Below are 13844 nucleotides of genomic sequence, written 5' to 3'. Positions count from 1 at the left end.
GGCGCTCTACTTTCTTCATTGGAGCCTTGGATGACCCGATGCTCCAATGCGCGACCGGCGGGCTCTCGAAAGAACCCGCCGGTCAATTCGTCAACGGCGCAGACCGAGCTTCTCGATCAGCGTCTGATAACGCGCGTCGTCCTTGCGCTTGAGATAATCAAGCAGGCTGCGGCGCTGGGAAACGAGAGCGAGCAGACCACGGCGGGAATGGTTATCCTTCTTGTGGTCCTTGAAATGGTCGGTCAGGTTCTTGATGCGCTCCGAAAGGATAGCCACCTGGACTTCCGGAGACCCGGTATCGCCCTTGGCGGTTGCGAATTCGCCCATCAATTCCTTCTTGCGTTCGGCAGTAATCGACATCGTGTTTTTCCTTGTCTGTTTGAGGAAACGGGACGCCCACAGCCGGGATGTCGTCCAGCAGGGGCCGGTGCAAGCAACGCGTCAAAGCGCGAAGCTGCGGCGCATATAGTGCAATTCCGGCAAAAAGGCCAGCCCAATTCACAAGCCGGCTTTTTGCTGCATAAACGGGCACTTCCGCTCAGTCAGAGCCATTTCTTCCATTTGAAGTACGCGAAGAGCCCGACCGCAACAAGCGCCATGAAGGCGAGCGACAAAGGATAGCCGTAATAGGCTTTTAGCTCCGGCATGTTCCAGGGCGAGGTGTCGGGATCGAAATTCATGCCCCACACGCCGACAAGAAAGGTGAGCGGCATGAAAATCACCGAGACGATCGTCAGATAGCTGATGACGTCGTTGGTGCGCGCCTGACTGAGCGACAGGTGCATCTCGATCAGGCCGGTCAGCATGTCGCGCTGGGTTTCGACCAATTCGATCAATCGCAGCGAATGATCCAGCGTGTCATTGAGAAATAATTTGGTTTCGGCCTTCACATAAGAGACGTCGTTGCGGATCATGGTCGCCAGCGCGTCGCGCATCGGCCAAAGCACGCCCTTCAGCACATTGGCGTCGCGCCGCAATTCGTGAAGCTGCCGCATCTGGTGCTTGTGCGCCTGGTTCAGCATCTGGTCCTCGATGCTGTCGACCAATTCGCCGGCAGCCTCGATTGGCGGGAAATAGCTGTCGACGATGGCGTCGATCAAAGCATAGGCGAGATAGTCGGCGCCGCGCGAGCGCAAGCGGTTGGGCACCGAGCTTGCGATCCGCTTGCGCACGGGATCGAACGGGTCGCCTTCGCGCTCCTGGAAGGTGACGACGAAGTTCTTGCCGAAGAAGACGGCGATCTGTTCGTAACGGTGCGCGGTGATGTCGTCGATCATCCTGACGACGACAAAGGCGTGGTCCTCGAAGAAATCCACCTTGGGCCGCTGACCGGTGTTGACGACATCTTCCAGCGCCAGCGGATGCAGGTTGAATATCCGGCCGATCTCCTCGATCAGCTGGATGTTGGCTAGGCCTGTGCAGTCGAGCCAGATGATCGGCCAATTGTGGCAATGGGTGTTGACGTCGTCGATGCTGGCATTGTCGATCGTCTTGAACTTTTCAGGCGAGATCAATGTCAGCCTGAGCTCGGAGCGGCGTGCCGCCGGGTCGGCGATCAGTGTGCCGGGCGAAGCCCCGACCGGCGGCCGCCGTGTGTTAAGCACCGCCCGCTTCTTGCCCGTCTCAGCCTTTGTCATGTACCCCCTCGAGTGCAGCGTCGAACGGCACTACTGCGCAGCGCATCCCTTCGGACGGCAAACGACGCCGTAGCCCCGTTGATTTAGCGCATGATCCTTTCCCAAAATAGAATCCGGTTTGGAGATCATGTGCCGAGAGGCAGCTGTTACCCGATAAAGACCCGTTTTGGCTTGAACATGCCTTGCTCGATGGCGCCGATGGCGACCAGCTTGCCGCGCGCGGTGGCGCAGGCCTCCTCAGCTTCTACCGGCGCGTCACGGCCGCGAATGATGACCGGATTGCCGAGGCGGATTTTGGTTGCCGCATCATCGCTGATCGCAACCTGCGGCAAGCATTCAAGCGCAGCGGCGGTATCGACCAGAAGCGCATCGATGGCACCGAAGTCGATCGGCGCGTCCGCTGCGAGCGAACCTTCCTCGCTCTGTTCGCCGAAGCGGGCGGCTTCCAGCTCGGCTAAGGTGACGAAATCTTCCTGCGTGAACGGCTCGACCTCGACCCGCCGCAACTCGGCGATGTGGCCGAAGCAGCCGAGGTCGCGGCCCATGTCGCGCGCCAGCGACCGGACATAGGTGCCCTTGCCGCATTCGACCTCGAAGATGGTGCGATCGGCCATATGCTCGGCCAGGTCGAGCCGGCCGATCTCGACCTCGCGTGCCGGAATGTCGATCGTCTCGCCATCGCGGGCAAGGTCGTAGGCGCGCTCGCCGGCGATCTTGATCGCCGAAAATTGCGGCGGCGTCTGCATGATGACGCCGGTATATTTCGAAAGCAGTGCCAGCACGTCGGCTTCCGCCGGACGGCGGTCTGAGCTTTTGGTCGCCGGGCCTTCGAGGTCGTCGGTCGAACGCTCCTCGCCCCAGGCGACGGTGAAGCGGTAGATCTTGGCGCCGTCCTGGACGTAAGGCACGGTCTTGGTCGCTTCGCCGAGCGCGATCGGCAGCATGCCCGACGCCAGCGGGTCGAGCGTGCCGGCATGGCCGGCCTTTTCCGCCTGGAACAGCCATTTGATCTTGGAGACGGCTTCGGTCGAGCCCATCCCGACCGGCTTGTCCAGTATTAACCAGCCCGAGATCGGCCGGCCTTTCTTCTTGCCGCGACGCGCCACTATTCGCTGTCCTTCCGGTCGTCTTTGTCTTTGTCGTCGGCACTGAGATCGCGTGCCACTTCGGGGGAATGCAGCAATTCGTTGATCTTCTGGAAATTGTCGTAGCTGGTGTCGAGCCGGAAGCGAAATTCCGGCATGTACTTCATCTGCCGCAGCGCGCCGGAAACGCGGCCGCGAACAAACTTCGCATGTTTGTTGAGCGCTTCGACCACCACACCGGCATCCTTGGCGCCAAGCGGCGAGACGAAGGCGGTGGCGATCTTCAAATCGGGCGACATGCGCACTTCCGAGACCGAGACCACGGCATTCTCGATCAGCGGATCGAGAATCTCGCCGCGCTGCAAGGTCTCGGACAGCGCATGGCGCACCTGCTCGCCGACGCGCAGCATGCGCTGGGATGGGCCTGACGGGGTCGAACGGGGCATTTTCCTCGGTCCTGAAATCGTGAAGCGCGGGATGGAACCGCGCCGCATGTCTCATATGGTTTGGGCGGCGGCCTTTCGACCACCGCCCGGTCTCAATATGTGGTCGAACTCAAGGTGCTCGAATTCAGAGCGTCCTGGTCACCATCTCGACGCGGAAGCACTCGATGACGTCACCGACGCGCATGTCCTCGTAGTTCTGGAAGGCCATGCCGCATTCCTGACCGCCCGGAACTTCCGAAACCTCGTCCTTGAAGCGCTTCAGGGTCTTCAGCGTGCCTTCGTGGATGACGACATTGTCGCGGATCAGGCGCACGCCCGCACCACGCTCGACCTTGCCTTCGGTGACACGGCAGCCGGCGATCTTGCCGACCTTGGTAATGTCGAAGATCTCGAGGATCTCGGCATTGCCGATGAAGGTCTCGCGACGCTCCGGGGAGAGCAGGCCGGAAAGAGCCGCTTTCACATCGTCGACCAGATTGTAGATGATCGAATAGTAGCGGATCTCGATACCTGCCGCAGCCGCGGCCGCGCGGGCCTGCGCATTGGCGCGAACGTTGAAGCCGATGATCGCAGCCCCGGAGGTTTCCGCCAGCGACACGTCGCTTTCGGTGATACCGCCAGCCCCCGCATGGACGATGCGGGCGCGCACCTCGTCGGTGCCGAGATTGTCGAGCGCCGCATTGATTGCCTCGATCGAGCCCTGCACGTCGCCCTTGATGACCAGCGGGAATTCCTTCAATCCGCTGGTCTGCAATTGCGACATCATCTGTTCAAGCGAGCCGCGCTGGCCGGCATGCCTGGCCACCGCCTTCTCACGCGCCAGACGCTGGCGATATTCGGTGATCTCGCGGGCGCGGGCTTCGTTGTTGACAACGGCGAAGCGGTCACCGGCCAGCGGCGTACCTTGCAGACCGAGGACTTCCACCGGCATTGCCGGCGGCGCTTCCTTGACCTGCTCGCCGCGATCGTTGACGAGCGCGCGTACCCGGCCCCATTCGTTGCCGGCGACGAGAATGTCGCCCGGCATCAACGTGCCGGTCTGCACCAGCACGGTAGCGACTGGGCCGCGGCCCTTGTCGAGCTGGGCTTCGATGACCACGCCTTCGGCGGTGCGGTCCGGATTGGCCTTCAGGTCGAGGATTTCGGCCTGCAGCAGGATCGCTTCGAGCAACTTGTCGAGATTGATGCCCTTGGTCGCCGACACCTCGACATCCAGCACCTCGCCGCCCATGGATTCGACGAACACCTCGTGGCGCAGCAGTTCCGAGCGCACCTTCTGCGGGTCGGCGTCATGCTTGTCGATCTTGTTGATCGCAACGATGATCGGAACGCCGGCCGCCTTGGCGTGATTGATCGATTCGATCGTCTGCGGCATGACGCTGTCGTCGGCTGCCACCACGAGGATGGCGATATCGGTCGCCTGGGCGCCGCGGGCACGCATCGCCGTGAAGGCGGCGTGGCCGGGCGTGTCGATGAAGGTAATTTTGTTATCGTTCTTCTCGACCTGATAGGCGCCGATATGCTGGGTAATGCCACCGGCTTCGCCGGACACCACATTGGCATTTCGGATTGCATCGAGCAACGAGGTCTTGCCGTGATCGACATGGCCCATGATCGTTACCACCGGCGGACGCGGCTGCAGGTCCTCGGGACGATCGGCGATATTGAACAAGCCCTCTTCGATGTCGGACTCGGCGACGCGACGGACCGTGTGGCCAAATTCGGTCGCGACCAGTTCGGCCGTGTCGGCGTCGATGACGTCGCCAGGCTTCAGGATCTGACCCTGCTTCATGAAGAACTTGACCACGTCGACAGCGCGCTCGGACATGCGCTGCGCCAGCTCCTGGATGGTGATGGTTTCGGGCAGGATCACTTCACGCATGACTTTCTCGCGTGGCTCGTTATGCAACGCGCGCTTGAATTTCTCCTGACGGCGGCGCATCGACGACAGCGAGCGGGCGCGCGCATCCTCGTCGGAGAGAGCCGAATTCAGCGTCAGCTTGCCGCGGCGGCGGTCTTCCTCGCCCTTGGTCGGCTTGGCTGGACGCGCCACTTCGGGCGTGACCAGGCGGCGCACTGGTGCACCGGCACCCGTCCGCTTCGGCTTGACCTCTTCCTCGTCATCGACTGTCGCCAGTTCGGCGGCCAGGGGCGCACGGCGGCGTGCCTCTTCCTCGGCACGGCGGCGGGATTCGGCCTCGGCTTGCAGCCGCGCCTCTTCTTCGGCCTGACGGCGGGCCGATTCCTCGCGCTCGCGGCGGCGGCGCTCTTCGTCCTCGCTGCGGCGCTTGGCCTCCTCGATGGCGCGTTGGCGATCCTCGACGTCGCGCACCTTCGAGCCTTCGAGAGCCCGGCGGCGTGCTTCCATTTCCTGGCGCGATAATTCGTTCAGCACCATGCCGCTGCGTTCGACTGGCGGCGGAGGCGGCGCCGCCTTGGGAGATTCCTGCACGGCAGGCGCTGCCGCGACCGGCTTCGGCGTGAAGACGGACACAGGCGCTGCCGCCGGCTCCGGCTTGTCGCCGGGCAGCGAGAACTTGCGCTTCTTGGTCTCGACAACCACCGACTTGGTGCGGCCGTGCGAGAAGTTCTGGCGCACAGTGCCCTGTTCCATACCGGGGCGCTTCAGCGTCAAGGTCTTCTTCGGCGTAACACTCAGCGTCTTGTCGTCGCCCGATTTCGTATCGCTCATTCCATATCCTCTGCGGCATCATCTTCGTCAGCAACGGCCGCAAGCATTGCCAGATCGTCCGGGGAACCGCCCCGATATCGGTCGAGCGCAACCATACGCTTCTGGACCGCCCTGCCCGCGTCTCCCGCGAGAACGGCAGCATGTATCACATTTGTACCCCCCAATGCCAAGCTCAACTCGGCCTCGGAGAAAAGTTTGTAAGCGCGGATCGCAGGCCCGCCGAGGTGGACGGTTGCCCGTCGCGCCTGGCTTATCTTGCGGACGCCATCGTCGGAAGCCTCGGTCGCGTGGAGCACGAAAAGTGCAAGTCCGCCGCGCACGGCGCTCTCGACCTTGGTCGCTCCGAGCGCTATGGCGCCCGCCTTGCGGGCCAGGCCAAGCATGCCCAGAGCGGACCTGGAAAGCAGCGCGTCGACCATGCCGCCAAGATCGGCTGGCACGGTCACCTGCGCCTTAAAAGCACGGGCAAACAGGTTCTTCGCCGCTGCCTTGTCTATATGTAGGCGGTCGGCGGTCACCCAGCAACCGCGACCGGGCAGGTTTCTCTTGATGTCCGGAACGACGGCCGAATCCGGGCCGACGACGAAACGGATCAGCTCATCCGGTTCGGCTTTCCTGCGGGTGACGATGCAGGTGCGATCGTTCATCTCGTCCAAGGGCGGGTTCGGTGCGATGCGGTTTCACCTCACGCACCGACGGTTTCGTCAGCCGGCACGCCCTCGGCGGCAAGCTCGTCTTCGGTGATCCAGCCAGCCTTCAGGCGAGCGGCCAAGACCATTTGCTCGGCATCGGCGCGCGACACGCCGTGGTTGGCGAGCACACCCGGGAATACCTTCGTCTCGCCGTCCTTGCGTTCCTTCCAACCGGTCAGGTCGTCGGCGGCGTAGCCGGCGAAATCCTCGATCGTCTTCACGCCGTCCTCGCCGAGCGTCACCATCATGGCGGTGGTGATGCCGGGAATCTCGCGCAGCTCGTCCTTGACGCCGAGCGCCTTGCGCTTCTCGTCATGCTCGGCTTCGATCTTTTCCAGATATTCGCGGGCGCGGGTCTGGATTTCCGAAGCCGTGTCCTCGTCGAAGCCGTCGATCGACGCGATTTCGCCGGAGTCGACATACGCGACCTCCTCGACGCTGGTGAAGCCTTCGGAAGCGAGCACCTGGCCGACCATCTCGTCGACGTCGAGGGCTTCCATGAACAGCGACGACCGTTCGACGAATTCCTTCTGGCGCCGTTCGCTCTCTTCCTGCTCGGTCAGGATGTCGATGTCCCAGCCGGTGAGCTGCGAGGCAAGACGGACGTTTTGGCCACGGCGGCCGATGGCCAGCGACAGCTGATCGTCGGGAACGACGACCTCGATGCGCTCGGCATCCTCGTCGAGCACGACCTTGGCGACTTCTGCCGGCTGCAACGCATTGACGATGAAGGACGCGGCCGAAGGCGACCACGGAATGATGTCGATCTTCTCGCCCTGCAATTCGCCGACGACCGCCTGGACGCGGCTGCCGCGCATACCGACACAGGCACCGACCGGATCGATGGAGCTGTCACGGGAGATGACAGCGATCTTGGCGCGCGAACCCGGATCGCGGGCGACCGACTTGATCTCGATGATGCCGTCGTAGATTTCCGGCACTTCCATGGTGAACAGCTTCGCCATGAACTGCGGATGGGTGCGCGACAGGAAGATCTGCGGGCCGCGCTGTTCGCGGCGCACGTCATAGACATAGGCGCGGACGCGATCGCCATACTTGTAGTTTTCGCGCGGGATCAGCTCGTCGCGGCGGATGATCGCCTCGCCGCGGCCGAGATCGACGATGACGTTGCCGTATTCGACGCGCTTGACGGTGCCGTTGACGATCTCGCCGATACGGTCCTTGTATTCGTCATATTGCCGGTCGCGCTCGGCCTCGCGCACCTTCTGCACGATAACCTGCTTGGCCGACTGGGCGGCGATGCGACCGAAATCCATCGGCGGCAGCTGTTCGGCGATGAAATCGCCGAGCTGGGCGTCCGGATTGCGCTCGCGCGCCGAGGAAATGGCAATCTGCGTCGCGTAGTCATCGACCTTCTCGACCACTTCCATCAGCCGCTGCAGCTTCATCTCGCCGGTGTTGGCGTTGATGTCGGCGCGGATATTGGTTTCCTGGCCGTAGCGCGAGCGCGCGGCCTTCTGGATCGCGTCAGCCATGGCGGCGATGACGATCGACTTGTCGATCGACTTTTCACGCGCGACCGCATCGGCGATCTGCAGCAGTTCAAGCCTGTTGGCGCTTACAACCATCTTCTTTCTCCCGAGCTTGTTGCCGACCTTTACGGCCGGCAGCCCAATCACATTTCCTGTTCGGTTTCGTCTTCCGCACCCTCTGGTGCATCTTCGGGTTCGCCGCGGCGTTTCCTGGCTTCCTTGCGCGCCCGATTGTCCTTCGACAGGGCATCGCGGATAAGGTCGTCGGTCAGAATCAGCCGCGCTTCGGCAATCGCATCGTAGGGGACACGCACCGTAGGCTCCTCGCCGTAAGCGGCCTTGTCGCGCTCGATCAGCACACCGTCCGCGTCGCTTTCGGCGATCTTGCCCTTGAAGCGCTTGCGGTCGGCGACGAGAACCGACGTTTCCATCTTCACCAGATGGCCGGTCCAGGCTGCAAAGTCCGATTTGCGGACCAGCGGCCGGTCGATGCCCGGCGACGACACTTCGAGATGATAAGCCTTCTCGATCGGATCATCGACATCGAGCGCCGGCGACACCGCCCGGCTGACCTCTTCACAATCCTCGACCGTCATGGTGCCGTCCTCGCGCTCGGCCATGATCTGCAGCGTCAGCCCGTTCTGGCCCGACAGGTGCACACGCACCAAGCGGAAGCCGATGGCGCGCAGTACCGGCTGAACGATCAGCGCGATGCGCGCATCGATGCCGCTTTCGCGGATGATGCGGTCGTCGCCTTCGCTTGACGTCATTGTCATTCGGTCTCTGTCACTCGATTCCTGTTTGGTCGGCAGGTAATAAAAAAGAGCGGGACCGGGTGGACCCACTCTTCGTCATACCGACCAAGAATTTGAAACTGATATAGACGATCATGGTCCTCGTTTCAAGCCCGTCCTGCATGACGGCAGGGCTCCGAGTCCGCAGCGCTGCGCCAAATGCATGGCGCCCATGCAGTGATCCCCCTTTGAGCACCGGCGGCGCACGACTATCTATGTTGCATTGCACAATCGGAGCGCTCGCTGCGCTCGAAAGGGTACCATCATGAACGATCGTGGATTTTTTTCAGCCATAGGCAATGTCTTTAGCGTGTTCGGCAGCGCCGTAGCAGCGTCGCGGGCTGTGGAAAGTGGTCGCAAGCCGCGTGCGCATGATTTGCGCAATCTCGGCATGGAGCCGGCAGCCTTCGACAAGATCCGTCGCTTCTGAGCCAGGTGAGCGCCTAGAGCCTTCGGCCCGCTCGCCTTTTGCCCAGCTCGGACTTTCTGCTTATTTCCGTACGAAGGTGAGATAGGCGGGCCGTCGGCCTTCGCGAATGGCCTTGGCCTCATAGCGCGTCCCCGGCCAGCCATCATAGGGCCGGTGCCAGTCGGCTGCTTCGCTTGCCTGCCACGTGAAGGCGCCGTGCGCACGGCAATGCAGGAGCGTCCAGTTCACATAGCTGTCGATGTCGGACGCAAAGCGGAATTTTCCGCCTGACTTCAGGATGCGCGCGAAACGGTCGAGATTGACCGGACTGACGAAACGGCGCTTCCAGTGTTTCTTCTTCGGCCAGGGATCGGGATAGAGCAGGTCGATGCCGTCGAGCGAGGCTTGCGGGAGCCAGTCGAGCAGGCGCGTGGCGTCGTCGTCATAGACCCGAAGATTGGCAAGCGGCCGTTCCCTGACCGCCATCATCATCTTGGCCATGCCGTTGACGAAAGGCTCGACGCCGATAAAGCCGGTCGCCTGGCTGGCCGTGGCACGGTGCAGAAGATGTTCGCCGCCGCCAAAACCGATTTCGAGCTGGACAGCCGAAACTTCGGCTTCGAAAAGGCTGCGCAGATCGGCCGGCGGTTCAACCGTCAGATCGAGCCTGTAGGCGGCGAAGCCGCTCTCCAGCGCCGCCGCCTGCTGCGGTCGAATGGTCTTGCCGCGCCGGCGACCGAAAAATGCCTCGGTCGCACGGCTTGGCCGGTCCTTCGGGTCCATAGGCGCCGCGGTTAAGCGGCGACTGCTTCGGCGACTGGTTCGGCGAGAGCGTCCTTGAGCGCCTTGGCGAGATCGGTCTTCTCCCAGGAGAAGGATCCGTCGCGGCCGGCCTTGCGGCCAAAATGGCCGTAGGACGACGTCTTGGCATAGATCGGCTTGTTGAGATCGAGGTGGCGGCGGATGCCGGACGGCGACAGGTCCATCACGGTGCGCAGCGCACGCTCGAGCTTTGCCTCGTCGACCTTGCCGGTGCCGTGCAGGTCGACGTAGATCGACAGCGGCTGGGCGACACCGATCGCATAGGAAAGCTGGATGGTGCAACGATCGGCGAGCTTCGCGGCAACCACATTCTTGGCGAGATAACGCGCCGCATAGGCTGCCGAGCGGTCGACCTTGGTGGTGTCCTTGCCGGAAAAAGCGCCGCCGCCATGGGGCGCAGCCCCACCATAAGTGTCGACGATGATCTTGCGGCCGGTCAGGCCGGCGTCGCCGTCAGGCCCGCCGATGACGAACTTGCCGGTCGGGTTGATGTACCAGTTGCAATTATCGGCGATCTTCAGGTCGCCCAGTGCTTCGCGAATATAGGGCTCGACGACGTTGCGCACCTTCTTCGAATCCCACGTCTCATCGAGATGCTGGGTCGACAGCACGATCTGCGTCACTTCCGCCGCTTTGCCGTCGACATAGCGGACTGTAACCTGGCTCTTGGCATCCGGCCCGAGCCTGCCTGCATCACCGCTGCCTTCATGGCGCGCCGCGGCCAGCAATTCGAGGATCTTATGGCTATAGTAGATCGGCGCCGGCATCAGGTCCGGTGTCTCGCGGCAGGCATAGCCGAACATAATGCCCTGGTCGCCGGCTCCTTCCTCGCCTTGCCGGTCGGAGGCGTTGTCGACGCCTTGGCCGATATCCGGCGACTGGCCGTGCAGCAGAACCTCGATCTTGGCCGTCTTCCAGTGGAAGCCGGCCTGCTCGTAGCCGATTTCGCGGATTGCCTTGCGGGCGACCGACTTGAACTTGGCCGGGTTGACAAAAGGATGGCCGGCCGCGTCCTTCAGGACGTTGCCCTCCTTGTCCTTCTTGAGCAGCGTCTCGGGGACGCGCACCTCGCCGGCGATGACAACGCGATTGGTCGTCGCAAGCGTCTCGCAGGCAACGCGGACCTTCCACGGGTCCATGCCGGTCTTTCTGGCTTCGCGATAGACGAGATCGACAATCTCGTCGGAGATACGGTCGCAGACCTTGTCGGGATGGCCCTCGGCAACGGATTCCGAGGTGAAGAAGTAATTGTGCCGCGTCACGGGTGTCCCCTCTTGAAAAAATATCGGCAGGCCGCCGATTTTGGCGCGCCAGTTGTTAACGGTGCCGGGCGCCGCTCGTCAAGCCGTGCAGCCGTTCTGGCATGAATTTTGACGTCATTATCTTTGCATCCCGAGACGGCGGCAGGGCGCACTGCCATCAGCCCTTGCACCAACAGACTGAGGAAAACGGCTTCGAGGAAGCGTGTCGAGCAAAATCGATCCGCGCTTTAGCGCATCTGCGGAATGCACATCCCTCGATGCGCACAGCCGCGAGAAATTACATCCCAGCTACGACGACCTCTTCCTCTTTGAACTCTTCACGGGCCAGTCAATCGACCTCGTCGGCGGAGAGCGACTTCACTAGCTCAATGATCTTGCGGCGCACTTTCACGTCGGCGATCTTGACGAAGGCGCGGTTCAGTTGGAGGCCTTCCGGGCTGCCGCAGAATTCGACGGCGGAGGTCATCGACGCATCCTCGGCAAATCCGCGGGTGCCCACGGGCTCCTGACCGGGCGCATCCTCGAAGAAGAAGGCGACGGGGACGCCGAGTATGGAGGCGATTGCCTGCAGACGGCTGGCGCCGACGCGATTGGTGCCCTTTTCGTACTTTTGGATCTGCTGGAACGTTATGCCGAGGTTTTCGCCCAGTTTTTCCTGGCTCATTCCCAGCATATTGCGGCGAAGCCGAATGCGGCTTCCGACGTGGATGTCGATCGGATTCGGCTTTTTCTTGTTTTCTTCTGTCATTTTTTCCTCGCCGAATTTTTCCGGCTTTTTCTATTTTGCTGCCCAAACGAAGACGGCGGCCCGTGCCCCAACAGAACGACCTATCGACTTCGATAATTTTTCAGGCGCTTACAGTATGAGTTTCTAATGTGTCGGCTGTCAATTCGCCCGTAGCCTTTGCCTTACGTTCAAAATGCATGCCGCAACGGCAAGCAAAAACATGATCAGCATTCCGTTAATGCGTCGTTGGCCGGAGGAAACGATGGCTTGGTTGGAGATCGGCACACGCACATCGATGGCGCCGCGTGCATCGATTGCCAGCGCGTCGACGATGCGACCGCGCGGGTCGACAACGGCCGAAATGCCGTTATTAGCCGCGCGCAACAGGGGCACCCCATTCTCCACCGCCCGGATCTGCGCCTGCCTGAAGTGCTGGTACGGCCCCGGCGTGTCGCCGAACCAGGCGTCATTGGTGACGTTCACAATAAGCTCGGCTGACGTTGCGTCAACTGCGACCAGATCAGGAAAGATGACCTCATAGCAAATAAACGGCAGCGCCCCGATGCCGCCGGGCAGCGCGATCGGGTGCCGCTCATTGCCGGCCGCGAAGGTCATCGGGCCGGCAACAAGCTGCTCAAGCCCGAAGCGGCCGAGCAGATCGGCGAAAGGTAGATATTCGCCAAAGGGTACCAGATGGACCTTGTCCACGGCATCGACGATTTCGCCCCTTTCGTCGATCGCCACTACCGAGTTGTAGTAACGGCTCCCGGTCGCCGAGCCGCCTTCCTCGCGAACGACGCCGGCAACCAGCATCTGGCCATCGCCAAGCATCTCTCCGATGGCAGGCAGGGCATCCGGACGTTCGGTGAACAGAAACGGCACGGAGGTCTCCGGCCACAGGATCAATTGCGGCCTGTCATGGCCGGGTTCCGGCGCCTTGGCCGAAAGGCCCATCATGGTGGCGAAGATGCGGTCACGCACCGAGGCATCCCATTTTTCCGTGAGGTCGACGGCAGGCTGCACGATACGGACGTCGAGGCTGCGGGCCGCCGGCTTTTCGGGGGCGGCGAGCCTGATATAACCGAAGCCGGCATCGGCGGCGACGAGAACGACAAGCAATGCCGCGCCGAGGCGAAGATGCTGGCGCGCCGCAAGCAGGGCCGGCAGCGCGAAGACGAAGACCGCAAGGGCGTTCATGCCGACCATGCCGGTCACCGATACGCTCTGCATCAGCAAAGGCACCGGCATCGCCGCATAGCCGACGGCATTCCACGGAAAGCCGGTGAACAGGAAGCCGCGCAGCCATTCCGCCAGCGCAAAACCGAAGGCGAGCGCGGCGATGCGGCCAATGTCGTTGCTCCACAACAGCCGGGCAACCACGGCAGCGAAACCGTAAAAGAAGGCCAGCGCGAGGGGGATGCCGACCACCGCGAACGGCAAGGCCCAGGCAAAACTGTCGGCCTCGACCAGCAGCGCCGAGCCGACCCACCAGAGACCGGCAAGAAAGTAACCGAAACCGAACCACCAGCCGGTGGCGAAAGCCGGCCGCAAGCGCCGCAGAAAACCGTCCGAGGCTTCGCCGGTCGCGCCGTCGAGGAGCCACACCAGCAGCGGGAACGAAACGAAACAGACGGCGAAGAAATCGTAAGGCGCCTGGGCAAGAACCGCCAGCGCCCCGGCAAGAAACGCCACCAGCGCGCGCCGCCAGCCCCAAAGCAGAATTATCCGGCCGGCCTGGCGCTCCATCTATGCTTCCGAGTCGTGCGAATCAGGAAGCAAGATCTA

General features: G+C 62.3%; 13 protein-coding genes. 1 reads left to right on the top strand and 12 read right to left on the bottom strand.

The features are described 5' to 3' along the window. Positions 1-90: 90 nt before the first annotated feature. The 8 genes from rpsO to rimP form a co-directional block, all read right to left on the bottom strand. The gene (gene rpsO, locus NKJ40_RS03820) at positions 91-402 is read right to left on the bottom strand and encodes a 30S ribosomal protein S15 (protein WP_352465088.1); all 312 of its coding nucleotides are present in this window, start codon (positions 400-402) and stop codon (positions 91-93) included. A 140-nt stretch (positions 403-542) separates the two neighbouring features. Further along, entirely contained in the window at positions 543-1637 is a 1095-nt protein-coding gene (corA, locus tag NKJ40_RS03815) for a magnesium/cobalt transporter CorA (RefSeq protein ID WP_352464837.1), read from the bottom strand. 146 nt (positions 1638-1783) lie between these two features. Continuing rightward, positions 1784-2743 carry a tRNA pseudouridine(55) synthase TruB gene (gene truB, locus NKJ40_RS03810; RefSeq protein ID WP_352464836.1) on the bottom strand — a complete coding sequence of 320 codons (960 nt, stop codon included), beginning with the start codon at positions 2741-2743 and terminating at the stop codon, positions 1784-1786. After that, complete coding sequence (rbfA, locus tag NKJ40_RS03805) at positions 2743-3168, bottom strand: 30S ribosome-binding factor RbfA (RefSeq protein ID WP_352464835.1); 426 nt, start codon at positions 3166-3168, stop codon at positions 2743-2745. The genes truB and rbfA overlap by 1 nt, the downstream gene beginning before the upstream one ends. A 124-nt stretch (positions 3169-3292) precedes the next feature. After that, positions 3293-5860 (bottom strand): translation initiation factor IF-2, encoded by a 2568-nt coding sequence (gene infB, locus NKJ40_RS03800; protein ID WP_352464833.1) that lies wholly within the window; start codon positions 5858-5860, stop codon positions 3293-3295. Next, positions 5857-6507: an RNA-binding protein gene (locus NKJ40_RS03795; RefSeq protein WP_352464832.1), complete on the bottom strand. Its 651-nt coding sequence runs from the start codon at positions 6505-6507 to the stop codon at positions 5857-5859. Before NKJ40_RS03795 ends, infB begins: the two co-directional genes overlap by 4 nt. Positions 6508-6545: 38 nt before the next feature. Beyond that, positions 6546-8141: a transcription termination factor NusA gene (nusA, locus tag NKJ40_RS03790; protein WP_023676901.1), complete on the bottom strand. Its 1596-nt coding sequence runs from the start codon at positions 8139-8141 to the stop codon at positions 6546-6548. 47 nt (positions 8142-8188) lie between these two features. Continuing rightward, entirely contained in the window at positions 8189-8821 is a 633-nt protein-coding gene (rimP, locus tag NKJ40_RS03785) for a ribosome maturation factor RimP (RefSeq protein WP_352464831.1), read from the bottom strand. Positions 8822-9104: 283 nt separating this feature from the next. On the opposite strand from rimP, the gene NKJ40_RS03780 reads away from it, so the two are divergent. Next, entirely contained in the window at positions 9105-9269 is a 165-nt protein-coding gene (locus tag NKJ40_RS03780) for a hypothetical protein (protein WP_352464829.1), read from the top strand. A gap of 60 nt (positions 9270-9329) precedes the next feature. On the opposite strand, the gene trmB is transcribed toward NKJ40_RS03780, so the two are convergent. From trmB to lnt, 4 genes are all read right to left on the bottom strand, one after another. Further along, entirely contained in the window at positions 9330-10031 is a 702-nt protein-coding gene (trmB, locus tag NKJ40_RS03775; RefSeq protein ID WP_352464827.1) for a tRNA (guanine(46)-N(7))-methyltransferase TrmB, read from the bottom strand. Positions 10032-10042: 11 nt separating this feature from the next. Continuing rightward, positions 10043-11332, bottom strand: a complete 1290-nt coding sequence (gene metK / locus NKJ40_RS03770) for a methionine adenosyltransferase (RefSeq protein WP_352464825.1) — start codon at positions 11330-11332, stop codon at positions 10043-10045. A 328-nt stretch (positions 11333-11660) separates the two neighbouring features. Continuing rightward, positions 11661-12080, bottom strand: a complete 420-nt coding sequence (locus NKJ40_RS03765; RefSeq protein WP_292653991.1) for a helix-turn-helix domain-containing protein — start codon at positions 12078-12080, stop codon at positions 11661-11663. A 138-nt stretch (positions 12081-12218) separates the two neighbouring features. After that, positions 12219-13805 (bottom strand): apolipoprotein N-acyltransferase, encoded by a 1587-nt coding sequence (lnt, locus tag NKJ40_RS03760; RefSeq protein WP_352464824.1) that lies wholly within the window; start codon positions 13803-13805, stop codon positions 12219-12221. Positions 13806-13844 lie beyond the last annotated feature (39 nt).

Source organism: Mesorhizobium sp. M0119, assembly GCF_040322615.1.
Classification (GTDB): domain Bacteria; phylum Pseudomonadota; class Alphaproteobacteria; order Rhizobiales; family Rhizobiaceae; genus Mesorhizobium.
Note: the sequence above shows the minus strand (reverse complement) of the source record. Positions and strands in the feature narration are given on the sequence as shown.